Genomic DNA, 24,395 nt, shown 5'->3' with positions numbered 1-24,395 from the left:
TTTTGATCCTCGTAAAGATGGCATTCAGTCAATCTTCTTAGTTACACTTACTAGACCTGTCTTATGTTCTTTACCATGTTGAAAAGATTCACCAATGTTAATGAAATCATCTATTTTCTATTATCATATTTTAGCGAAAATTAGTCAATAACAAATTACTCTACCAAAATTCAATCTTCTTTAATCCTCATTACGCTTTAAACTGCATTACTAAGGTTTCTAACTTATAAGCCATCTCTTGTAACTTCTCTGTCGAAGAAGTAATATCTTGCGCACAAGCTGCTTGTTCTTCACATACTGTGGCAATTTCTTGAGCACCACTGGTATTATTGGCTGCTAAGGTATTAATACTGGTAACGGTCTCCATGGCCTCTCTACATAATCTAACCTGACTCTCTGTTTCAGAGATAATGGCATTAGCCTTTTGTTGCACATGACTGATAGCCTCAACGATTTTTTTAAATGCCATACCACTACTTTGTGCAATTTCTACCCCCTGCTCTACATTCTCAAAACTTTGTTGCATCGCAAGAACAGCACCACTACTTTCAGATTGGATTTTATTTATAATGGAAGAGATACTTTTAGTAGCCGTTGCTGATTGTTCAGCCAATTTACGGACTTCATCTGCTACTACGGCAAATCCTCGGCCCGCATCTCCCGCCCTAGCCGCTTCAATAGCTGCATTTAAAGCCAACAAATTGGTTTGTTTCGCGATTTCAGTAATCATCCCTGTAATGGTACTAATTTCTCTAGTACTTTCCCCTAGTACTCCAACAGTTTTTGCGGTGCTCGCAACAAGTCCCTTAATATTTTGCATCTTAGTTACTGTATCATTGATAACCTGCTGGCCTTGTGTGGCCGCTAACGAACAAGTATCTGTAAATTCTGCGGTTTGGTGAATACTATCCGAAACACCAGCCGTAATAGCTACTAACTTTTGTAACAATTCTTCCGTTTTTTTCGTATCTTTCCCTTGCTTGGCGATTTGTTCAGCAATTGCAGCAACTGACTGAGAAACTTGAATACTGCCTACCCGTGATTGTTCAGAAGTAGCTGCTACCGTATTTGTTGCTTCTAATACATGGGCAGAGGATTGTTTTACAGATTGAACAATATCCCTTAAACTAACTGTCATACTATTAAAAGCCGTAGCAACATGGCCTAACTCATCATGCTTATAGTTATCCATGGTATGGGTTAGATTTCCCTCAGCTACGATATCTGCACCCTCTGCTAATTTCTGTAAAGGAGCAAGAGCTTTTCTCATCACAAATAAACCAATAATAAGAAGCATGATGATCATTAAGAAAATAATCTTTGTGCTATTTTCAATCACATCTGATGCGGCTTGCAATGCGGTATCTTTTGAATAAGCCGATACTGCAATCCAATCCGTATTGGCAATAGGGCGATAGGAGATAAAATATTCTTGGTTACGAAACATTCCGATCGTATTACCTGTTTGTTTTTCCACAGCTTCTTTATAATATTCTTCATTTAATTGTTTTGATTCTTCAACTGCTGATGAATCACTTTGATAAAATAGCGGGACTCTACTTTTGTTAATGATAGTAATCGAATAACCTGGATTCTGGGACAAGATCTGCTCTACTAGGTTATTTACATTCTGCATGGAGAGATTTGCCCCCAGCGCTCCCTGCACTTTATTATCCGCACCAAAAATAGGTACCGATGCTATGATGGTTAACTGATTATTCACCTTACTATGTATGGGATCAGAAAATTCAACTGCTCCTTGAAGGTTTTTTTGAAAGTAGCTGCGATCAGCAATATTGACCAAAGTTCCACCGTCAGTACGCCAAATTTGCATACCATCTTTCTGAGCAACAAAAAGAGCCTCGTTACTACCATAATAAGGCTTAACCTGAGCTAGATAGTTTTTTACTGTTTCTTTATCCAGTCCACGAATAGCAGCCGTTGAGCTGGTAATCATTAAGAAATTCTTTTTTGCCTGAATATTAGCCCCAATATCACTGGCAATTCGATCAGCAACTTTATTATTTTTGTCAATCGCAGCCTGGGTTAAGCTTTCCATTGTTTGCTTAGTAAAATACCAACCGATCAAACTCAAAGGTACAACACATATAAGAATAATACCGATCGTAGCCTGGGTAGCCAATGATGACCAAGATATCTTCCACGAAATTTGCCGCAAAAAATTCATATTACTATTTCTCATGAAAGTAAAAATATTCTTCCTCTTCCATTGTAAACTAGGCATCTTTAACCTATTTTTTTTAAATGTAGCATTCTTAGTCCCCGTAAATTTAAGTACAGATGTGCTTTTTAAAAACTGTACAAGTTTCTTATACATACTTCCCTTTTCCTCCCAAGCAAAAATGACTCCATGCTACCAATCCTATTTTCCAGTTGCATAAAAAGAAAAGGCCATGATATTCACATGACCTTATCTGCTTACTATTTACCTATTTAAACTATTTTTTCATTTTAGTGATAGGTACAAAACCATTTTTTGCAACAAAGGCATCTTGGAACTCGCTGCTCATTACGTAGTCAATAAAAGCTTTAACTGCACCAGTAGCCTCGCCTTTCGTATACATATGTTCATAAGCATATACAGGATATTTACCATTTATCACCGCATCAGGAGTATATTTTTCGCCATTAAAAGCAAGTGCTTTTACGGAAGCATCAACATATGCGGCATCAACATAACCAATGGCACCAGGTGTGCTGGCAATCGCAGATCTTACAGCTCCATTGGAGTCTTGAATAACAGCGTTATCCGTGAATTCAACACCTTTAAGTACTACTTCAGCAATGGTCGCACGAGAGCCAGATGATTTTGCCCGGTGAACCAAAGTAATTTTTTGATCTTTACCACCAACATCTTTCCAATTGGTGATTTTACCAGTCATAATATCAACATATTGTTGCCCAGTCAGGTTATCAACACTCACATCATTATTAGCAATAAACACAAAAGGAGCAACTGCTACTTGATGGTCTACAAGACCTTTATCTTTATATTCACCAGTAGCTGCAACATCTGAGTTACCTATGTTCACTGAACCGGCTGCTACTTGATTCAAACCAGTGAAGGAACCACCACCTGCAACGTTAACAGTAACTTTCTCATATTTTTTTTGAAAGGCTTCCTGAGCCGGCTTTAATAAAGGGAGAAGAGCTGTAGAACCAGAAGCAGTCACTGTTCCTTGAATATCTGTAGCTTTTGCTTCTTCTTTTTTACCACCGCCACAGCCAGCAATCAGACTAACACCAAGCATTAATGCTACAGCTGCTACGAGCATTTTCGATTTTTTCAAGAACTTCATTTCAAGACCTCCTAAAAAATTTACTATATTTAGATTGTAAAATAATCTCAAACATTATGTGTTAAGGCATTGTTAACATTATGTTAAAATCCATCTATTTAATCAATACAATAACAACTCCGCCATACTAGCTTACATTTCTTTTTCACGGCACTAGCGGCTTCTCCGATGTCAGCAGGATTTCTAATTTTTTTCCCGCTACTGGTTACTACAGCAATAGACAAAGATACAATTGGAAAGTTTTCTTCTACACCATGTCTATTTTTCGCAACAATATACCCCAACTTTTGATCTATCTCTGTGTAAAATCCCCGTATCCGCACATCAAAATAATCTATAATTGTTTGACAAAGAGACACAATATCAACATTACGCAGTACTGCAATAAAGTCATCGCCACCAATATGGCCTACAAATACATCTGTCATTTTCGCATCCTTTAGTTGGGACTGGATAATCTGAGCTGTCATGCACAAAATTTTGTCACCATTATCAAAGCCATAAATATCGTTATAGGCTTTAAAATTATCAAGATCAAAATATAGTACGGAATACGGTTCTCCTGATTCAATGACCTGGTGCAATTTTTCTTCAATTAATATATTGCCTGGCAGGCCACTTAGTGGATTGCTATGTTTTGCTCGATTAATTTCTAACTGGGTCGTTTTCTCTAAGAGTTGTCTTACGGTAATCACACCATAATATTTTCCCTTCTGGGTTACAATGATATAGTCATATAGGCTGTCCTCATATCTTGCAATCGCTAATTTTGATACCTGTTCTAATGGCATATCATAATCTACGATCAATGCATTATTATCCATTAGGGAGCCAACACTGCGATTCATATAAACAGCAACTCCATATTGAGTGGCTAAATGAGCAAGAAACTTATTCTTCATCAACAGTCCAACGGGAACATCCCCTTGCAAAAGAGGTATCCCCATTAAGCTCGGATTCTTACTAAAGTAATCCAGCACTGTGCATCCAGTGACCTGCTCTGGAAAACCAGGGTCCCGCCTACTTATTTCACCAATAGGCATGGTTAAGGGTGTATGAAAAGCTTCTTGTTTTTTTTCCTTATTCTTTTGCAGAATATTATCTTTAATCAAAGGATTTATCTCTAAAAATTCAGGGGCTGGCCTTTGTAGCAGATACCCTTGTCCATAAGTTATACCGATTTGAATTAAAGTATTCAGTTCATCAATGGTTTCAATACCCTCAGCTATGATTTTCATATTCGTCACAATAGAAAATTCTTGAAAAGCCTTCATCAAGGCTTGTTTTAAAACATCCTTATCAATATTTCGCACCAAATCCATATCAATTTTAATGAACTGAGGCCTAGTTTCTGCTAAAAGTTTCAAACCAGAGTACCCTGATCCTGTATCATCAATTGCTATCTTGTAACCTTGACTTGTATAGTGGTCAAGAACCTTGCGAAAACTTTTATAATCATCAATGGAATTTTTTTCTGTAATTTCAAAAATAATATTGCTAACGTCAATATCATAAGTTGGCAACATTTCTAAAGTAGCGCCTTTTTTAAACCGTTCATCATTTATAATGTTCGGATCTACATTGATAAATAGCATTTTATCTTTTGCTAAACCTTTTAATCTAGTAAATGCTTTACTTCGGCAGAGAAACTCTAATTCCCATAGTTTATTAAACTTTTCTGCCGCTGCAAATAAGTTATCTGGTCGCTCTAGCATTGATCCTTGTGGACCACGACTCAAAGCCTCATAGCCAAAGATATTTCCATCTAGTAGGGAAACAATAGGCTGAAAAACTGTCTTCACATCTCTTGTAATTAGAATTTCTTCTAGTGCATTAAGAATGTTTTGCTCATTTTGGCTGTAATTCTGATTTTTTATTAACTGATTATACAGCACCGCTGGCATATCTTTTCCTCCAAACTATTAATACGTATCCTATATTAATAGTAAAGAAATATTTGAAATCTCATGTTATGCAATCATTAATTTTGTGTTAAATATTACTAATTCATCCTTTAGAATATTTTTCTAGCGAGTTTTCTGATTTTATTGTATGCTTTTTCTAGAATAAACGTCCAAGGAGGATCATTATGCTCAGATGGGGGATTAAATTAAGATTAATCGTTAACTATCTCATATTAATTATTGTAACGATGTCATGCCTAAGCGGGTATCTTCTTTGGTATTTTCACCGACATAATATAGAAATTCTCACCTCTAGCCTACTAACCCATGCAAGAGTTACAGAACATTTTTTAGAGAACTATATGATAGGTCCAACTGAAAAAGCCAATATTGATAACCAAATCAAAGAATTAGCCACAAAGGACGACCTAAGGATCACTGTTACTAACATAAATGGGGATGTACTTGCTGATTCTTGGGAAAATCCAGCAACGATGGAAAATCACCTGCATAGGCCAGAAATTTCTGCTGCTCTCGCCGGAACAGTCGGCACATCCATCCGTTATAGCACTACTTTAGACCAGAATATGTTATATGTGGCAAACCCCATTCTAAGTGGCAGTGAAATCGTCGGTGCAGTGCGAATATCTAGTACACTCGCCGCTGTTGAAGCTGGTTTTAATCAAATTAAATCTACCCTTTTAGTTACTATGTTACTAACTTCTTTTTTGGCCATTCTCTTAAGCATTCGCTTGGCCCAAAAATATACAGCCCCTTTAGAGGAAATAACTAGGGCTGCCCAAGAAATGGCGAATGGAAATTTAGATCGCAGGCTTCATATACGCACAGGCGATGAACTCGAACTTCTCGCTCCTACTCTCAACAACTTGACCTCTAACTTAGATGATAAAATCAGCGAATCCACTGCAGAAACAAAAAAGCTGGACCTTATACTCCAGCATATGGATAACGCTGTTATCCTCCTTGATCGTTATGGTCGGGTAACGACGGCTAATAAAATGGCCCGTGAATCCTTTGATATTAGTGATTCCATGTTACATCAACATAACATGCAAGTTTTCGGTCACAGTCAATTAGATCGGGCCGTACACCAAACCCTTGACCAAGGGAAAAATATGCACATCTATCTTAAAACAAATATCAAAAATACTCCCCGGGTTTTTCAAGTATTTTTTGCTCCTATTACCACTACGGAAAATGAAATCACAGCTGTTTTAAGCGTGTTCCATGATGTAACAGCTCTGCAAGATATTCATGATCGGCAAGCTGACTTTGTCGCAAATGCCTCCCACGAACTTGCCACTCCTCTTACCACGATTAAAGGTTTTACTGAAACCCTCTTAGATGGGGCCATAGAAGATCCACAACTGAGTACCAAATTCCTCAACATAATCCATACAGAATCAGAAAGAATGCAGCGTTTGATCCATGAATTATTACAATTGGCTAAACTCAATTCCCAAGAATACAGGCAACAAGTAACGCTAGAGGCGACCCCATTAAACCCATTACTCTATACTACCAAAGAAGACCTTAGCTCCAATGCCCAAGAGAAAAATATTACCGTAGATATTCATACTACTGCTGACCCTATCATTATGGCGAATCCAGACTGGCTAAAACAAATTTTGATTAATCTACTTGATAATAGCATTAAATACACTCAACCTTTTGGTCGAGTGGTCCTAACCTGTTTCCAGGAAAATGACGAAGCAATACTTACCATCGAAGACACTGGAATTGGTATTCCAGCAAAGGATCTCCCCCTCATTTTTGATCGCTTTTATCGAGTTGATCGGGCCCGCTCTCGCGGTGCTGGTGGTACTGGACTCGGGCTTGCCATTGTCAAATTCATCGTCGAAATGCATGGCGGCAGAATTGATGTGAAAAGTACGGTTAATATCGGAACAACCTTTACCATTACACTACCGCTGGCATAATTCACTTCATCTTACCGGAGAAAGATCCTTATACAAAATAATCGATTTGAGCTTGGGGAAAATAGTTCTGTATTTCCTTTTGCATATATGTTTTCATGTCCTTCATGGTCTCACTTTGATAAACATACTTACCATAGCCAAATTGTCCGTACTTATACTTGCGTTCTTCTTCCTCTAAAGGCAAGGTCGTTTGCGGAAATATTTCTAGAATGTTTCTTTTTGCCTTGGTTGTAAATCGATGAGATATTAATTCGAAGGTAACATCTTTACGTACTTCATGGGGAAGCTGTATATCTAACTCTTTTACTAACTCATGATAATCGGCTTCCCAACCTGGATAATAAAAAATAGGTGCAATAATAAAACCAATGGGATAGCCATGAATTGCTACTTTGGCAGCAGCAGTAACTCTTTGGCTAAGGGATGGTGTTTTATGCTCATATTTTTCGATAATCTTTGCAGCGTTTATACTGAAGCGAAATCGTGTGTGTCCTTGATGCTTAGCTGTTAATAGAGAATCCACCTGATCATGCTTAGTAACAAAACGGAAACGTCCTAAAGGCTCTGCACCAAAAAACTCAATTGTTTTATATAGTAGTCCTGTTAAATACTCTGTAGGAATGGGATCAGAAGTAGCAGCCCCTTCAAACCAAGTTACCTCTGGTGCACGCTCCTTCATATAGTGAGATGCCTGATCCAATATCTCATCAATATTTACATAGACTCTAAGGTATGGTTTTTTACCTAGAGTAGTTGCTAAATAACAGTATTCACACATGCTAGAACAGCTCGTCGTTAACGGCAGTTGATAGTGGGCCGAGGGCTTGCATCCAGCAAAATCTAACTTCTTCCTAACCCCCACCACTAAGGTACTTTTAGCCTCTTGGTATGCCTCCTGAGTGGTTTTTCCAGGTATGCCAGTAACTCGATTATGAGAACCTGTAAATGAAATAGGCACCTTCATATCTTGTAACCGTTCATATATTTCTTTTCCCTTGGGATAATCCAAAGCCTTTGGTTCAAAAAAAACCCTTTTCGGAACAAATATATGGCTCATCCTTCTCCTCCTCATCGACATACTCTAATTTATTCTCTTTAATAGTCTAGGCATAATTAGAAGATTCTTATGCAAAATGCAGTAAAATAAAATAAAAGTGGCTGTTAGGTTGCTTTTTTATCCGATTTGTTGTAAATTATTCAATAGACTGAGAAAGGTAGTTGATAGGAAAATGAATGTTAAAGTGATTGATCATCCGTTAATTCAACACAAATTATCCCTAATACGCAATATACATACAGGAACCAAAGAATTCCGCGAATTATTAGAAGAAATCTCAATGTTAATGGCATTTGAAATTACTCGAGATTTACCACTAGAAGATGTTGAAATCGAAACCCCAGTTGCCAAATGTACTTGTAAAATGTTATCAGGTAAAAAATTGGGTATTGTTCCCATCTTGCGAGCTGGTCTGGGTATGACAAATGGAGTAGTAAAACTTATTCCTGCTGTTAAAGTTGGGCATATTGGCCTCTATCGGGATCCAAAAACATTAATGCCAGTAGAATATTACTGCAAATTACCAAGTGATGTAGCAGAAAGAGATTTTATCTTAATTGATCCGATGCTTGCCACTGGTAATTCCTTAGCAGCATCGATTGATATTCTTAAAAATAAAGGTGCAAAAAACATTAAATGCATGTGCTTAGTTGCTTCTCCAGAAGGGATTAAATTGATTAACGACTCCCACCCTGATGTTGACATCTATGTAGCTGCTGTGGATGAAAAATTAAATGATCACGGTTATATTGTTCCTGGCCTAGGAGATGCGGGTGACCGTATTTTTGGCACAAAGTAGAAAGCGATACATGCGCTTCGTCATTTTCGATGAAGTGCATGTATTTTTTTATTACTACAACTTTCTCTTGTTAAAAAACATTCTATACTATGCATACTTTTTTCTAGCTTTTTTAACAATAAATTTACACAAAAACAATATCATTTTTCTGAAAAAGGTGTATAATGAACTTAAAAAATAAAATACAAGAAAGGCTGGGATAGGTATGGCGATTTGGCAAGTTGAACTAGACAGTAGAGATGTGAGTCAATATCGCAAAAAGTTGAAAAATCGTGGTTTTATCTCAGCAAGCTATTTTTCTTATAATGGCTTTGATTTAGATAAAATGAGAAAGTTGGCCAAAGAAGGAAAAATTGATGCTATGAGATGTATTATTGGTAAATCTATAAGGTGGTATTACTTAGAACAGCAAGCAGAAGCAGCTAGACTCAAAGGTGAATTGTATTAACATGCACAGGCTCCCTCTTATAGGAGAAATAGGGTCAGTGTTTCCTTCATACTCATGAAAAAAGGAAACACTGACCCTATTTCTATCGATTACGGTGTTGCAGCAAGAACATTTTACAAATTTTGATATTTTTTTTACTTTTATTAGAAAATTTTAAAAGGGATATTCTTAATTTTCACGAAATTGTTTTATATACAAATAATATCTAGGAGGATACTGCTATGAACAAAAGCTATTATACTTGCCTCTTTGGCGGTGAAGCAGGTTATGGAGTGATGAGTGCTGGCTCCATCATTGCTAAAGGAGCAAATCGTAGTGGATTGTGGTCTTTTGTAGTAAATGAATATCCATCCTTGATCCAAGGCGGATTGAATTCTTGTTTAGTACGTTTATCAGATAAGCCAATAACAGCTTATGAAGAAACCATTGATTTCTTAGGGTTATTTTCTCAGCAAGCTTTTGACTGTTATGCTGATAAACTAAACCCAGGTGCTATTGTACTATATGATGCCACCACAACAAAAATAGATGCAACAAAGGTCCCAGAGGGAACCTTGTTATGTCCTGTAGCTTTAGCAAGCTCTATTCCCAAGGGCGGAGCAAAAATCATGATAAATAGTGCCATGTTAGGTGCTTTTGCAGCTTTCACAGGATATCCAAAACAGATACTCATTGACGTAATGAAAACTGAGTTTCACAATGAAAAAATACAACAAGAAAACATTCAAATTTTAGATGAAGTCTATCATCTTGTGATGGAAACCTTGTCTAGTTCCAAAACCTTTCCTTTCCCTTTTGAACCAAAAGCCGAACCAAAAATGTTGATTAACGGCAATGAAGCCATTTCTATAGCAGCTATTAAAGCAGGATGCAAATTTTCCGCTGGCTATCCAATGACACCAGGTTCTAGTGTCCTAAGCTATTTAGCGGATCATGGTGCCGAGTATGGTTTAGTATTTAAGCAGGCAGAAGATGAAATAGCCGCGATTAATATGTTAATTGGTGCCTCTTTTGCTGGTACACGAGCCATAGGTTCCACCAGTGGTGGTGGTTTCGCCTTAATGGTAGAAGCGTTAGGCTTTGCTGCACAAGCGGAAATACCTCTAGTAATGGTAAATGCCCAACGTGGTGGTCCTAGCACAGGATTACCCACCAGAACGGCGCAAGCTGACTTAAATTTTGTTGTCCACGCCTCTCAAGGCGAGTTTCCTCGGATCGTCTTAGCCCCTGGTGATATTGAAGAATGTTTTTATGAAACCTTTCGCATCTTTAACTTAGCAGATACATATCAAGTGCCTTGCATCATCTTGACAGATAAATTTTTAGCTGATTCCTCTGTTTCTCAACTTCCATTTGCCACCGAAAGTTTGACGATAGAGCGTGGTAAGCTTTTTGAAGCCAAAGAGCAGCCTTATCTTCGCTACGAAAACACTCCCGATGGAATTTCAGCTCGGGCTATCCCAGGTCAGGTAGGTGGACGCCATATTGCCACTAGCTATACCCACGGAGAAGATGGGTTTTACAGCTCGGGGAATAAAGAATATGCCCTTAATGAGCCAATGGTAACAGTCAATAGTATGGATAAGTTATATAACAAGCTACCTGCGATGGAAAAAGAAATACCGGCTATTAAATTCTATGGTCCTCCAAATGCTGACCTAACAATTATTGCTTGGGGCTCAACTAAAGGCGCTATTTTAGAAGCTATGGAACTGGCCGCGAGTCAAAATATTTCCGTTAACTTCTTACAAATTTTATACATATCTCCTTTCCCTATCACTGCTACTGAACTAGTCTTACAACAAGCAAAGAAAACCCTGCTAATTGAAGGCAATAAGACAGCCCAGCTTGGTAGCATTCTTCGGGCGAATACTGGGCATAAAACAGATTATACTTTTCTAAAATATAATTCTCGTGCCTTTCTTCCTTCTGAAATTCTGGCAAAAATCAAGGAGGTGCTTTTCTAATGGCTGCTCATGATATTAATCTGCCTTATGTCCCTACTTGGTGTGCCGGCTGTGGTGACTATGGAATTTTTATGGCACTCAAGAAAGCTATGACTTCCCTAAACCTTGACTTAGAGCAAACTGTGTTAGCAACGGGAATTGGCTGCTCTAGTAAAATTGGCCAATACATGAATACTTACCGAATTGAAACATTACATGGACGGTCTTTACCTGTAGCAACTGGGGTTAAATTAGCCAATCATAATCTTACTGTAATCGCAGAAGGCGGTGACGGTGATGGCATGGGCCTTGGCATGGGACATTTTGTCCATACGGCAAGGCGTAATATAGATATAACCTATTTTATTCATAACAATCAAATCTATGGTTTGACAAAAGGACAGTCATCCCCCACAAGTGACTTAGGAGCAGTAACAAAATTCACTCCCGCCCCCCTTGGCAACGTCGAGCATCCTATTAATATCGTAAAGATGGCCTTAAATGTAGGGGCTACTTTTGTTGCTCGGGCTTTTGTTGGCAATAGCACTCAGCTGGTTTCCCTTATGGAACAGGCCATTTCCCATCCAGGTTTTGCAGTGATTGATATCCTGCAACCTTGTGTCTCTTTTAATCACACCAATACCTATCAGTGGTATCAACAGCGTGTAAAACCCATTGAAGAAATGGAAGGGTATGATCCTGCTGATTTAGAAAAAGCACTAACCTTTGCTGGATTATGGGGTGAGCAAATTCCCATAGGCCTATATTATCAAACTTTGCGCCCCACTTTTCAAGATTCACTGCCCCAACTCTCTCACCAGCCTTTGGCCAAACAAAAAATTGATAATATTGATATCACAAACCTCATGCAAAAACTGTACTAAGGATAGACTAAGACTCCCTATATGCTACGTGGCATATAGGGAGTCTTAGTCTATTACCTTTTATCCGATGACTAAACCGCTCTAAGACTCCCATCTTCATCTCGTTAACAGCCTGTAATATCCTGCCCTCTGGTTAGGATAACAGTCTGTAAAACTAGAAGTAAGTTCGCTCTAAGGATTTTCGAATCCAAGGCTCACTTATATAAGTTGGAGTTAAGAGCGGCTAAGTCCCTGGATAAGTGCTACTAAGATTCAGATGGAGTTAAAACTCCATCTGAATCAAGTCTTCTTTATTTTTTTGTAACAACTTACCTGCAGCTTGATCTAGCATCCAATATAACTCACCATTTTGCGGTGCAATCAGTTGAGAGGGTAATCGTTGAATATCCTTAGGTCCTTCAAGTACTTCTCGAACAATTTCGGCTTTAGCGGCACCAGTTACCATGAATACGATAGTTACCCCATGATTAATCAGAGGAGCTGTCAAAGTCACGCGATGGCTATCTAAGTCAAGTAGATGCACATGGCCAACCCAGCGGTCTTTCTCATTTAGTACAGAAGTAAACGGGAATAAAGAGGCTGTATGGCCATCCGCCCCTAAACCGAGGAAGATAAAATCAAAAGCTGGAGTCTGTCCATAGAAATTGGCAGTAATGACCTTTTCATAATCCTCTGCTGTCTGCTGAGGAGTTGATTCGCAAACAATAGGGTAAATCTGTTCGGGGGGAATGGATACACGCTCTAATAAAGCTTTACGGGCCATACCTTGATTACTTTGGCTGTCATTGGCTGATACATACCTTTCATCTCCCCAATACACATGAACCTTTTCCCAGGGAATGAGATGATTGTAGGGCGCTTTACCTAGCATCTCGTAAATTCGCCGTGGTGTTTCCCCACCCGCTAGTGAGAGGGTAAATCGCCCCCGCTCTTTTACTGCTTTACATGCCTTTTCTACGAATAATTCAGCGACTCCTAACCCGAGTGCATCTACATCATCATAAATCCTAATCATGGGCATATTCCATCCTTTCTATTGGATTCCAAACATGCAGGCACTAACCAGCTTCTTCCATCCCGTGTAATTAAATCTTCTGCTCCTTTAGGTCCCCATTCGCCAGGGGCATAATTCGGGAAATCAACGGGTATCGAATTCTCCCAAATTTCTAGCACGGAACCTAAGACAGACCAAGCCATTTCTACTTGATCATTTCTCATAAATAAGCTAGGATCTCCACGAACCACATCTAACAGCAAGGTTTCATACGCTTCCGGAGAGGCAGATTTAAAAACCTCTTGATATGTATAATGCATTTCTACCGGTTTTATTTTCATGCCAAGTCCAGGTTCCTTTGCCTGGGTACGCAGCATAATACCTTCTTTCGGTTCAATTTGAATCGCAAGACGATTAGCAGGAGTGACGCTGTCCGAAAAGGGATGATGGGGAACGGGACGAAACTGTAGTGAGATTTCGGAAACACGGCCTGGCAAGTGCTTACCAGTTCGCAAATAAAAAGGTACTCCCTGCCAGCGCCAATTGTCAATGTATAATTTCATGGCCACAAAAGTTTCCTTCCCAGAATCCTCTGCCACATTTTCTTCTTCCCGATAAGCGGGAACGGGCTGATCATCCACAACGCCCCTATCGTACTGTCCCCGCACAGCAAATTTTTCTACCTCATCCTTTTCAATTGGACGAATGGCACTTAGTACATCAACCCTCTTATTACGAATTTCATCTGCCTGAAAGGAAGTAGGAGGTTCCATTGCCACCAGACACATTACTTGCAGCAAGTGATTTTGAACCATATCACGCAAGGCTCCTGCCCCCTCATAATAACCCCCCCGCCTGCCAACTCCCACTTTTTCAGCTACGGTTATCTGAACATGATCAATATAACTACGGTTCCAAATAGGTTCCCACATGGCATTTGCAAAACGGAAGGCTAAAATGTTTTGTACTGTCTCTTTTCCTAAATAGTGATCAATCCGGTAAATTTGGGCTTCATCAAAAACTTCTGTTAATGATTGATTCAAGGCACGAGCTGACTCTAAATCTTTGCCAAATGGTTTTTCAATGACAATACGATAGTTTTTTTCTCCACGGAATGCTTTGAGCTGTCCCAATTGCTCTACAATGACGGTAAATAAGGTGGGCGGTGTAGCAAGATAAAATATTTTATTGGCTGACTGCCGCCACCCTGCATCCAGATCTTCTAAAAGAGAAAGATAGGTTTGCCTGTCATTATAATCAGCTGCCATATATTTTATAGCTGAGGCAAATTTACTCCACTCCTCCTCTTTTGCTTTCCCCCTCCGGGAAAAGGTATCCACACCTTCACGTAATTGATGACAAAAGGCCTCATCTGTGGAAGCTGTACGTGCTACTCCCACGATAGAGAACGTTTCTGGCAACCAGCCATCAATAAATAAATTATAAATAGCTGGTATGATTTTTCTTCGGGTTAAGTCACCAGATGCACCAAAAATAACAATAACAGTAGGACCTATCTTTACATCGCGTAACATCTACTCACCCCACAATTTCTTTTTATAATTATGAAATTGACTAAAATCATGTATCTATATCACTAGACATTCTTTATTTCTATCTAAAACTCCTGTCTTCTTATATATTATCCCAAATTAACTATATAATGACAACGTATCCGTAAAGCCGATTATTTTTCTACATCTTTTTTCCTTTCTATCCAAAATTAAATGCAATTCAAAGAATGATGATATAAAATAATGTATATAATGGAAAGGAGTTTGTCTATGAAGCTATTACTCATCGAAGATGAACATCGCTTGGCTGATGCGTTATCCTATTTGCTGAAAAAGAGTGGTTACGATACTGATATTGCCTCGGATGGAGAAACAGGTATTGAAATGGCCTTAACTGGCATCTATGATATAATCATTCTTGATCGAATGCTTCCTAAGCTAGATGGTATCTCGATCTTACAGGAATTTCGTCATGAAGGTTTTGCTACTCCCGTCTTATTTCTCACAGCGAAGGATACTCTTAAGGATCGTGTCCAAGGTTTAGATGCTGGAGCAGACGATTATCTAGTCAAACCTTTTTCTTCTGAAGAATTACTTGCTAGATTGCGGGCACTTAGCAGAAGAAAAAACAAAGAACTCGTTAGTGCCAAGATTACAATTCCAGAAATGATGTTTGACCCTTTACGTGGTGAAGTAACAAAAGAAAATGAAATTATTCAACTTAGCGTCAAGGAATCACTTTTATTGGAACTTTTAATGTCAAATTTAGGACAAGTTATTACCAAGGAACGTATCTTTGAAAAAATTTGGGGCTACTATTCCGGTACTGAAATTGCGAACGTGGATCTTTATATTCATTATTTAAGAAAGAAGCTCAATACTACTTCGATTAGAACCGTACGTGGTGTAGGTTATTTCTTTGAGGATAAACAATATGTTTCATAAACTACGTTTACAGCTTACACTTATTAATTTGGTGATCATTGCCGCACTTTTCTTAATCTTAACCATAGGGACTTATTTTTTTGCTGAAAGTCAAATGAAGACCCATACAGAAGATTTTACTAGAAAAATAATCTTTGATATCCAAGCTGGTATTATTAAAGATATCCCCCTTAATGGTCCAATTAATCGGGAAGATCGCCCACCAAATGGTGAGCAACGCCCTTCTTTTCCCCCGCCACCAGGCCCTCGACCAGACCATCCACTCATTTTCTTTGTTAAAACTGGTCCTAGCAGCGAGATTTTTTTTGAATCTTCTACACAACCCTTAGAACCTAGCCAATTGTCTGCTCTTGTGGAAAAAACCTTAGATAAGGTAGAGACAACAGGCACTATTACTTCTCAAGACATTTATTACTATTATTGTAAAGTTCCTCTTCAGAACCAACCTGGAATGCTGCTGCTTTTCCAAAACTTTCAGCGGGAAAAAGAATTACTTCGCAGCCTTGTGACTGCCTTACTTTTCATTGGTTTCATATGCCTCCTCTTATCTCTAGGTGGAAGTCTTTATATGGCGAATCGCGCTATAATTCCTATTCGTAATGCGTGGGAGCAGCAAAAATGCTTTTTAGCAGATGTTTCTCATGAACTGCGTACCCCCCTAACCATCATGCAAACTAATTTAGAAATTGTCTTCGATAACCAAGGAGAAACGGTCGCAAGTCAGTATAAATGGTTACATAATATTAAAGAAGAATCGGATGCTATGGCCAAATTGGTAAATTCCTTACTCTTTCTTGCGCGTGCCGATTCTAAGCAACCGCTAATCGAAAAGAAGCACTTTTCTCTAAGTGAAGCGATAACACGTTCATTAGCATCACTCAGTCCTTTAGCTGCTACCAAAGATCTGAAACTTCATGTTTTAGTTAATCCAGATATTTATTGTTATGGCGATGAAGGAACCATCAGGCAAGTAATAACTATTTTATTTGATAATGCGATTCGTCATACCCCAGCAAGTGGGCAAATTTCTCTGCATTTACAACAAATTTCCAAAAATATCATTCTCACTTTTTCCGATACTGGCGAAGGAATTCCCCCAAAACACCTAGGGAAGATTTTTGATCGTTTCTATCAAGTAGATACATCTCGTTTTAAAGGCGGTACAGGATTAGGGTTATCGATTGCCAAATTGATTATCGAAGCACATAACGGTACTATCCAGGTCACCAGTGAACCTATGGTAAAAACGGAATTTCTCATAACTTTGCCCATATCCTAAAAGGATATGGGCTTTTTGCGGAATCAGAAAGTATAACACCTCCTTGATTCCAAGTAAGAACGACTAAGGCTTCTGCCTGCGTCTGAAGACTTGGCCTAAGCCAAGTCTTTCTTATCATTTAGCTATAGAATTACTTGTTTAAGTGATAGGGAATGGTCGTCACACTTACATTTTCCTTTATAACTAACATAGCATGTAGAATCCAACCTGTCTGATTATGCAGCAGTCTGTGCCACCATTTTCTCGTTTCGAATTCGGGAATGACAACAGTAATATAATCTTCAGGATTTTTCTTCTTCTTTAACTCTTCCACATAATCCAGGAGTGGCTGGATCGTAAGGCGATAAGGCGATTGAATGATTTCCAAATCCATGCCAGGATTCCACTCTTCCCACTTTACTTGTACTCTCGCTGCACTTTCATCATCTTTTGCAATATGTAAGACAATGATATCCTTACTAAGCGTTTTTGCAAATTTAAGGGATTCATAAACTACACGCGTTGGGGAGGAAATAGGCACAATGACAAAGTTTCTTCCGACTGCCTCATCATCATTTTCTAGTTTAACGTCTAAAGGCAGATGTAATTGTTCTGCCATATCGTCATAGTGGGCCCGAATTTTTTTGAAAATAAAAACCATTAATGGAATAAAGACTAATACTGCCCAGGCACCATGACTAAATTTGGTTAACGTTATGATGAAAACTACCAAACCAGTTGCTAAAGCCCCAATACCATTTACAATTGCTCGCACTAACCAACCTCTTCCCCTTTCCCTTTTCCAATGCACTACCATGCTGCATTGGGCTATGGTAAAGGAAATAAAAACACCAATCGCGTATAATGCGATCAAATGATCTAATTGTCCGCCGTAGGCAACGATAAGAGCTGCTGCCGAAACAGTGATCACGATAATCCCATTAGAGAAAGTTAGGCGTTCACCCCGGGAGCTAAGGTACCTTGGTAAGTACCCATCTTTCGCAACAATTGATAGCAGTACTGGCAAACCATTGTATGCTGTATTCGCTGCCAAATATAATACTACCATGGTTGTAAGTTGTATGTAATAATATAAAAATGACCGGTCGAAAATACGTTCAGCAAGCTGAGATAGGGCGGTAACCTCTAGAATCGGGCTTATGTGAAAATGCATCATCATGAAGGTAACGCCGCCAAGCATAGTAACTAAGATCCCTGCCATCCAATAAGTTGTCGTAATGGCATTTTTCGCTTCTGGCTTTCTAAACAAGGGCACACTATCAGCAATTGCTTCTACCCCCGTCATAGAGCTACAACCATTGGCAAAAGCCCTCAGAACAATATATAACATGGCCATACTCATAGGCTGTTTTTCCAATGATGCTGTTGGGATGAGGGCGACATCACTAGTAAAAGCTTGGTAAACTCCAGTACAGATTAGCACTACCATCCCCAGCAGAAAGGCATAGGTAGGATACACAAATGCAGTCGAAGATTCACGCAAACCTCGTAAATTAACCAACATAAGAATAAAGAATAAGACTGCTAAATCAATTCCTATTTCCTTCCCCGCTAAAGCAGGAAAAGCCGATACGATCGCAGCTGTACCAGCAGCAACACTAACTGCCGCCGTTAATACATAATCAGCGAAAACGGCTCCTGCAGCAACTAAGGCTGGAAATTCACCAATATTTTTCTTTGCAATAGCGTAGGCGCCTCCGCCTTCAGGATTTGCCCTGGAAACTTGGACATAAGATAATACTACAATAAGCAAAAGAACGGATACTGCGATAATAACAGGGGACAAATAGCCATATGCAACAATCCCTTGCGCCGCCACTAATACGAGTAGGGCCTGCTCTGGCCCATATGCAACGGATGATAATGCGTCAGATGAGAAAATAGACAAGGCTTTCCATTTGGGCAGCCGCTCATGCATGATTTCTTTATTATGAAGCGGCTTTCCAATAAGAAGGCGGCGGGCAATTCGAATCAACTTTTATTCCACCTCCATAAATCTGAAAAAATCTGTCCCACTTAGGGCATAAACATTTTAGGCAAAGTCATTGTAACTGCTGGAACATAAGCTACTAACAAAAGGACAGCGATCAAAACCGGGATAAATAAGAGCACCACTTTTACAGTACTTTCTAGACTGCATTTTGCGATCGCACACCCAACGAACAAAGCCCTTCCTACAGGCGGATGAACCAAGCCAATTGATAAGTTTAGTAATAGCATAATATCAAAATGAACAGGATCCATACCAATACTCATAGCTATAGGTAAAAAGATAGGAGTGAGAATCAAAATAGAAGCCGCTAGATCCATAAAGAATCCAACAATTAGTACAAATGCATTAATAATCATCAGTACATGTATAGGATTCTTTGTAACTGATGATATTCCTGCTGCAATATTTTGAGGGATATGTTCATAAGCCATAATCCAGCCGAATCAGGAACAAAACCAACTAGTGGCGATGCACTAATACGATTAATTGCAAGGATCCCATTTGCGCATTTCAATGGTTTCTTTTTTTCCGCCAAGTTGCCCCCTGCATACACTTCTAATTTGATACATCCTTGGTTTTTTCATCAAGAAGTTTTGCCATATATTTTAAGCCCATAGTAGTTGGGTAATCTTCAGGTTGAACATCTGCCGCTTTTAAAACAATGTTTATTTGAGTTTTAGTTGCACTAGAACTACAGCCTGTTACCAAAGACGAAACTAGAAACAATGATAAAGCAACTAAAATACTCCATCGATTTTTACTCACAATTATCTCTCTTTATACTTTTTAACCGAAATATTATAGCAATGTAGCTTCATTAAAGATTAGTTACTAATGCTTCTTTTTATGAGAAATCCTGCCGTATTAGCGTAAACGAATCTATTAAAATAGAATCCTCTTCTAAGGCAACGACACCATGCAACACATTTTTAGCAGCATAATAACAGTCTCCTTGTTATAATCATACATATCCTTCTTTATCGCATCCTTTAATACCCTTAGGAATTTACAAATTCTGCGACTATTTCTATTTTTAGTATAATCGAAATATTGTCTATTACATTAACTGAAGATTGTGTTAAAATGTTGTTATATTGTTATATGTAATTTAGTTAGTGGGGTGATTTATTTGTCTACATTGGACGATTTTAACTTTGAACTGAATGCAAACCCACATCAATTCATTCATGAACATACTACATCTTCCAAAAATCTCTGGGATAAATTCCATTCCCATCCTGGCATGGAATTTATTTATGTAGAGCAGGGAGAAGGCTCGGCCATTATTGATCAAAATATTTATCCCTTTAAGCCAGGATCACTGATGTATTTTCAACCCTTTCAGCTTCATAGAGTAAAGGCTGACATACCAGAAGAAACTTTTTATATTCGCTCCAAGCTATTACTAGAACCGTCTACTGTCAATTCTTACATGCAAAGCTTTACTATTTTATATCGCTTTTTTCAATATTTATGGCAAAGTAACCTGGATTGCCAAGTCATTCAGGTTGACAACCCCTCTGAATTTAGCACTTTTTTCAATTTATATGCTTCTCGCCAGAAAGAGTTGGAGGTTACAGAAGGATTTTCTCTATTTTTTATGCTTTTTTTAAATACAGTAAAAAATCAATGGACTGTCCAAAATCAGACTGAAAGAGAAGTTGAACTTCGCCACATTCATTACGCCGAACAGGTTATGAGATGGATCGATAGAAATTACCACGAAGAATTTTCATTGATATCTCTAGCAAAAGAACTCCATTTGTCTCGCTTTCACATATCCCATCTTTTTCGCAAAGCTACAGGAAGTACCATTACTGAATATCTTACCTATCGCCGCCTGCGGGAAGCCTCTTTGTTACTAAGGACTACGTCCTTACCTTTACAGGAAATCTGCAATCAAATTGGCATTGGTAATGTATCATACTTTTGTCAGCTGTTTAAAAAGAATGCTGGAGTTACACCTGCCCAATACCGAATTAAACAGTAATAGTATAAAAATAAGAAAAGACTTGGCTTGTGCCAAGTCCTCGGACGCAGGCAGAAGCCTTAGTCGTTCTTACTTGGAATCAAGAAAGTGTTATACTTTCTGATTCCGTAAAACAGCAGCACTAATGTGCTGCTGTTTTATTTTTATACTATGTAAGACCATTTTTTACCTCGGATAAACAGACTACAAATCGTAAAAAACTAATGAAAGAAAAAGATATCGGATACGGAAGGATGAGGATTCACATGGATCTTAGCATCATAATTCCCACATTTAATGAAAAGAATAACGTTAGAATACTTGCAACGAAGATTATAAATTTATTAAAGCAGGAAAACTATTTCTACGAAATTGTTTTTGTCGATGATAGTCTAGATGATACTCCCACTATATTAGAAGAACTATCCCAAGAATACAAAGAGATTAAATATATTCATAGGACAAATGAACGCGGCTTAGCTTCTGCTGTAGTTAACGGTTTTCTTCACTCTCAAGGTAATCAGATCATTGTGATGGATGCCGATTTACAGCATCCTCCCGAGTTGCTTCCCTTAATTTTAAAAAGATTAGCCAGCGCAGATATTGTAATTCCTAGCCGTTTCATACCGGGGGGCTCTGACGGGGGGTTAAACCTATTTAGAAAACTAGTATCAGGGATTGCTAGAGGCATCGGTTATCTCTCTATTAAGAAGTTACGCTCCATTTCTGATTCAACCAGTGGGTATTTCGGCTTTCAGCGAAGTGTTATCGACCAAGCCCACTTAAATCCCATTGGCTGGAAAATTTTAATTGAAATTCTCGTAAAAGGCAAGTACCAGACTGTACATGAAATACCTTATACCTTTGTTGCCCGAGACGCTGGAGAATCTAAAATGAATTTCAAAGAGCAGTGGAATTATCTAAAGCATATTATTAAACTAATGGGGCATAGCGCGGAAGATCGCAGATTCTACACCTTTTGTGCCATTGGTATTTTAGGGACTTTCGTCAATTTGTTAAGTTTAACCATTTGTCTTTCTTTGCTTAATATGGAGGAAATTTCTGCCTCCATTAATTCTTCCTGTATCGCAATGTTTCATAACTTTCTATGGAATGATAAAGTGACATGGAAAAGAAGCAAACAACAGATTCTTCGAAAACGTCTCCTGCAATTCTGCCAGTTTGCTTTAATCTCTAGCCTTGGCATTGCCATAACAACTTTATGTACCCAAACTTTTCTTTTTCTCGGATGGAGTATATATGTTGGTCAATTAACTGGTATTGCGCTATCAACTTTTTGGAATTTTTCGGCGAATCGAAAATGGACATGGTCTGTCGCTCATTTAATTGTAAATCCACAAGAGGAAAAACTAGTAGTAACCCAAGAGATACCAAGTAAAATTTCCTGGAATTAGACACAAGGGGTAACACCATATGAGGCTTCCTTCAAAACGTGTATGGCTTGCATTCTTCGTACATACACTATTAATTAGTATTGCTTTTTTTATGTCTGATATAATACCGCACCATCCTCCGGCTGGCTTTGTGGACCAGTCCCTTTACCCAATGTCAACGACAACTGAAAAACTGATTAAATGGGACGCTCACTGGTATACCTATGTGGCTGGACATGGATATAATGCAAAATCGATTGTTTTTTTTCCCCTTCTTACCCTTTTTATTAAGTCATTATCCTACCTAGGTTTACATATAGCAATTGCAGGACTACTAATCTGTAATCTATTTACTTTTTTAAGCTTTTGGATTATGGATCTTACCTTTCGTTTAGATTTTTCCGAGAGGCAAGTAAGCCATGCTCTCGTAGCTTACGCAGTGATGCCAACCTCTCTTTTTCTTAATAGCATTTATACTGAACCATTATTTATCACCTTTTCACTTCTCTGCGTCTATTTTTCAAGGTTAGAAAAATGGTGGTATGGAGGAATTGCTGGTGCATTTGCTGCCGTAACCAGAAACCTAGGTATTTTTCTTTTTCTGTTTTTACTCTATGAATTTTGGAAAAAATATCCAAAATCAGGAAAATCTCTTCTTACAGCAATTCCCTTATTCATTCCGCCAATCGCACTATCATTCTATATGCTATATAACTTTTATTTGCTAGGAGATCCCATTTCATTTGTTAATTCCCAACAAAATTGGGGCAGGCACTTCGCACCGCCTTGGTATAATCTTTGGGCGAATCTCCCTCTAACCTTTTCTAACAATCCTTACAGTCAGCCTGGCATAGCATTAGATACCTTTACTGTCATTATCGGGTTGATAGGCTTTTTCGCCCTCACCTTTTTATTACAGTTTAAAATTCCCACTTCCTATTTACTCATTGGCTGGATTTGGTTTTTGATTCCTCTATCCTCTACAACTTCTGAGCTACCATTATACAGCATGTCTCGCTTTATCCTTCCTATTTTCCCGCTTTATTTATTTTGGGGCCAACTCCCTTCTAAGATTTTTTATTGCTATATTTTTCTAAGTGCCTTCTTTTTAGTCTTATTTACATCCCTATTTATCAACTGGTATTGGATCGGATAAAGAAGACTTGATTCAGATGGAGTTTTAACTCATCTGAATCTTAGTCACACTTATCCAGGAACTTAACCGCTCTTAACTCCCGCTTATATAAGTGAGCCTTGGGTCCGGAGACCCTTAGAACGAACTTATTTCGAATTTACAGCCTGTTTCCCTGGTCGTCAAGGGCAGGGAATTACAGACTGTTAACGAGATGAAGATGGGAATCTTAGAGCGGTTTAGTCATCGGATAATTTTCTTCCTTAGTTACCCATTAAAGGCTGATTTTCAGTAACATATTCAATAAGAAAATAGGGGAAAATAAGATTGCACCATAAATACAAAAATAAAAGGGGGCACAATTATGAACAAAAATAACCAAAACAATAAACAAAGTAAATTATCTTCAAGTAAAAATCAATTTGGAACTTTAACTGCTACTTCAGACGCTAATAATGATTATTCTAGCTCTACCCAAAACCAGGCAACTAGCAGCCAAACCCAACAAAGTAAAAATAAATTTGGTACAATGACTGCCTTGTCAGACGCTAATAATGACTATTCTAGCTCCAGTAGCCAAAATTTTTCAAATAGCTTTAACAACCAAAACCAAGCAGCTAGCAGCAATCAAACACAGCAAAGTAAGAGTCAATTCGGCACAATGACCGCCTTATCCGATGCCAATAATGATTATTCTTCTAGTACTTCTAACCAAAGCCAAGCAACTAGCAGCCAAACACAACAAAGCAAGAAACAATATGGCACAATGACTGCTAAATCTGATGTTAACAACGACTACGAATAAAATATAGAAAAAAAGGTGTGAGGATTATAATCCTTACACCTTTTTTCTAAA

At 38.4% G+C, this 24,395-nt stretch carries 20 protein-coding genes; 11 read left to right on the top strand and 9 right to left on the bottom strand.

Annotation, left to right across the window (positions count from 1 at the left end; translation table 11 throughout):
• Positions 1–190 precede the first annotated feature (190 nt).
• From QSJ81_RS01310 to QSJ81_RS01300, 3 genes are all read right to left on the bottom strand, one after another.
• A complete protein-coding gene (locus QSJ81_RS01310) occupies positions 191–2,338 on the bottom strand; it encodes a methyl-accepting chemotaxis protein (RefSeq protein ID WP_285715607.1) in 2,148 nt (715 codons plus the stop codon).
• Positions 2,339–2,459: 121 nt separating this feature from the next.
• Complete coding sequence (locus QSJ81_RS01305; protein ID WP_285715606.1) at positions 2,460–3,320, bottom strand: phosphate ABC transporter substrate-binding protein; 861 nt, start codon at positions 3,318–3,320, stop codon at positions 2,460–2,462.
• A gap of 98 nt (positions 3,321–3,418) precedes the next feature.
• Positions 3,419–5,224 (bottom strand): GGDEF domain-containing protein, encoded by a 1,806-nt coding sequence (locus QSJ81_RS01300; protein WP_285715605.1) that lies wholly within the window; start codon positions 5,222–5,224, stop codon positions 3,419–3,421.
• Between the two features lie 185 nt (positions 5,225–5,409).
• Here QSJ81_RS01300 and pnpS point away from each other — a divergent pair, with 185 nt between their 5' ends.
• The gene (pnpS, locus tag QSJ81_RS01295) at positions 5,410–7,185 is read left to right on the top strand and encodes a two-component system histidine kinase PnpS (protein ID WP_285715604.1); all 1,776 of its coding nucleotides are present in this window, start codon (positions 5,410–5,412) and stop codon (positions 7,183–7,185) included.
• 28 nt (positions 7,186–7,213) lie between these two features.
• Here the strand turns inward: pnpS and splB are convergent, their stop codons facing one another.
• Positions 7,214–8,242 carry a spore photoproduct lyase gene (gene splB / locus QSJ81_RS01290; protein WP_285715603.1) on the bottom strand — a complete coding sequence of 343 codons (1,029 nt, stop codon included), beginning with the start codon at positions 8,240–8,242 and terminating at the stop codon, positions 7,214–7,216.
• 172 nt (positions 8,243–8,414) lie between these two features.
• On the opposite strand from splB, the gene upp reads away from it, so the two are divergent.
• The 4 genes from upp to QSJ81_RS01270 all read left to right on the top strand — a co-directional run bounded on the left by upp (position 8,415) and on the right by QSJ81_RS01270 (position 12,319).
• Positions 8,415–9,041, top strand: a complete 627-nt coding sequence (gene upp / locus QSJ81_RS01285) for a uracil phosphoribosyltransferase (protein ID WP_038668538.1) — start codon at positions 8,415–8,417, stop codon at positions 9,039–9,041.
• A 205-nt stretch (positions 9,042–9,246) separates the two neighbouring features.
• Positions 9,247–9,489: a hypothetical protein gene (locus tag QSJ81_RS01280; protein ID WP_038668535.1), complete on the top strand. Its 243-nt coding sequence runs from the start codon at positions 9,247–9,249 to the stop codon at positions 9,487–9,489.
• A 221-nt stretch (positions 9,490–9,710) separates the two neighbouring features.
• Positions 9,711–11,456, top strand: coding sequence for a 2-oxoacid:acceptor oxidoreductase subunit alpha (locus tag QSJ81_RS01275; RefSeq protein ID WP_285715602.1), 1,746 nt, complete (start codon positions 9,711–9,713; stop codon positions 11,454–11,456).
• The gene (locus tag QSJ81_RS01270; RefSeq protein WP_285715601.1) at positions 11,456–12,319 is read left to right on the top strand and encodes a 2-oxoacid:ferredoxin oxidoreductase subunit beta; all 864 of its coding nucleotides are present in this window, start codon (positions 11,456–11,458) and stop codon (positions 12,317–12,319) included. Before QSJ81_RS01275 ends, QSJ81_RS01270 begins: the two co-directional genes overlap by 1 nt.
• Before the next feature lie 262 nt (positions 12,320–12,581).
• Here the strand turns inward: QSJ81_RS01270 and pgl are convergent, their stop codons facing one another.
• Together pgl and zwf are read right to left on the bottom strand one after the other, a co-directional pair.
• Positions 12,582–13,334 (bottom strand): 6-phosphogluconolactonase, encoded by a 753-nt coding sequence (gene pgl / locus QSJ81_RS01265; RefSeq protein WP_285715600.1) that lies wholly within the window; start codon positions 13,332–13,334, stop codon positions 12,582–12,584.
• Entirely contained in the window at positions 13,331–14,848 is a 1,518-nt protein-coding gene (zwf, locus tag QSJ81_RS01260) for a glucose-6-phosphate dehydrogenase (RefSeq protein ID WP_285715599.1), read from the bottom strand. The genes pgl and zwf overlap by 4 nt, the downstream gene beginning before the upstream one ends.
• Before the next feature lie 249 nt (positions 14,849–15,097).
• On the opposite strand from zwf, the gene QSJ81_RS01255 reads away from it, so the two are divergent.
• Together QSJ81_RS01255 and QSJ81_RS01250 are read left to right on the top strand one after the other, a co-directional pair.
• Positions 15,098–15,772 carry a response regulator transcription factor gene (locus tag QSJ81_RS01255; protein ID WP_285715598.1) on the top strand — a complete coding sequence of 225 codons (675 nt, stop codon included), beginning with the start codon at positions 15,098–15,100 and terminating at the stop codon, positions 15,770–15,772.
• A complete protein-coding gene (locus tag QSJ81_RS01250; RefSeq protein ID WP_285715597.1) occupies positions 15,762–17,051 on the top strand; it encodes a sensor histidine kinase in 1,290 nt (429 codons plus the stop codon). Before QSJ81_RS01255 ends, QSJ81_RS01250 begins: the two co-directional genes overlap by 11 nt.
• Positions 17,052–17,181: 130 nt before the next feature.
• Here the strand turns inward: QSJ81_RS01250 and QSJ81_RS01245 are convergent, their stop codons facing one another.
• The 3 genes from QSJ81_RS01245 to QSJ81_RS01235 form a co-directional block, all read right to left on the bottom strand.
• Positions 17,182–19,026, bottom strand: coding sequence for an APC family permease (locus QSJ81_RS01245; protein ID WP_285715596.1), 1,845 nt, complete (start codon positions 19,024–19,026; stop codon positions 17,182–17,184).
• 41 nt (positions 19,027–19,067) lie between these two features.
• Positions 19,068–19,475: a TRAP transporter large permease subunit gene (locus tag QSJ81_RS01240; RefSeq protein ID WP_285715595.1), complete on the bottom strand. Its 408-nt coding sequence runs from the start codon at positions 19,473–19,475 to the stop codon at positions 19,068–19,070.
• A 124-nt stretch (positions 19,476–19,599) separates the two neighbouring features.
• Positions 19,600–19,809, bottom strand: coding sequence for a hypothetical protein (locus QSJ81_RS01235; RefSeq protein WP_285715594.1), 210 nt, complete (start codon positions 19,807–19,809; stop codon positions 19,600–19,602).
• 364 nt (positions 19,810–20,173) lie between these two features.
• Between QSJ81_RS01235 and QSJ81_RS01230 the strand changes: the two genes are divergently transcribed.
• From QSJ81_RS01230 to QSJ81_RS01215, 4 genes are all read left to right on the top strand, one after another.
• The gene (locus QSJ81_RS01230) at positions 20,174–21,034 is read left to right on the top strand and encodes an AraC family transcriptional regulator (RefSeq protein ID WP_285715593.1); all 861 of its coding nucleotides are present in this window, start codon (positions 20,174–20,176) and stop codon (positions 21,032–21,034) included.
• A gap of 245 nt (positions 21,035–21,279) precedes the next feature.
• Positions 21,280–22,428: a glycosyltransferase gene (locus QSJ81_RS01225; RefSeq protein ID WP_285715592.1), complete on the top strand. Its 1,149-nt coding sequence runs from the start codon at positions 21,280–21,282 to the stop codon at positions 22,426–22,428.
• Positions 22,429–22,447: 19 nt separating this feature from the next.
• A complete protein-coding gene (locus tag QSJ81_RS01220; protein WP_285715591.1) occupies positions 22,448–23,563 on the top strand; it encodes a mannosyltransferase family protein in 1,116 nt (371 codons plus the stop codon).
• A gap of 340 nt (positions 23,564–23,903) precedes the next feature.
• Positions 23,904–24,344 carry a hypothetical protein gene (locus tag QSJ81_RS01215; RefSeq protein ID WP_285715590.1) on the top strand — a complete coding sequence of 147 codons (441 nt, stop codon included), beginning with the start codon at positions 23,904–23,906 and terminating at the stop codon, positions 24,342–24,344.
• Positions 24,345–24,395: the final 51 nt, after the last annotated feature.

This window comes from Pelosinus sp. IPA-1, assembly GCF_030269905.1.
In the GTDB taxonomy this organism is placed as follows: domain Bacteria; phylum Bacillota; class Negativicutes; order DSM-13327; family DSM-13327; genus Pelosinus.
Note: the sequence above shows the minus strand (reverse complement) of the source record. Positions and strands in the feature narration are given on the sequence as shown.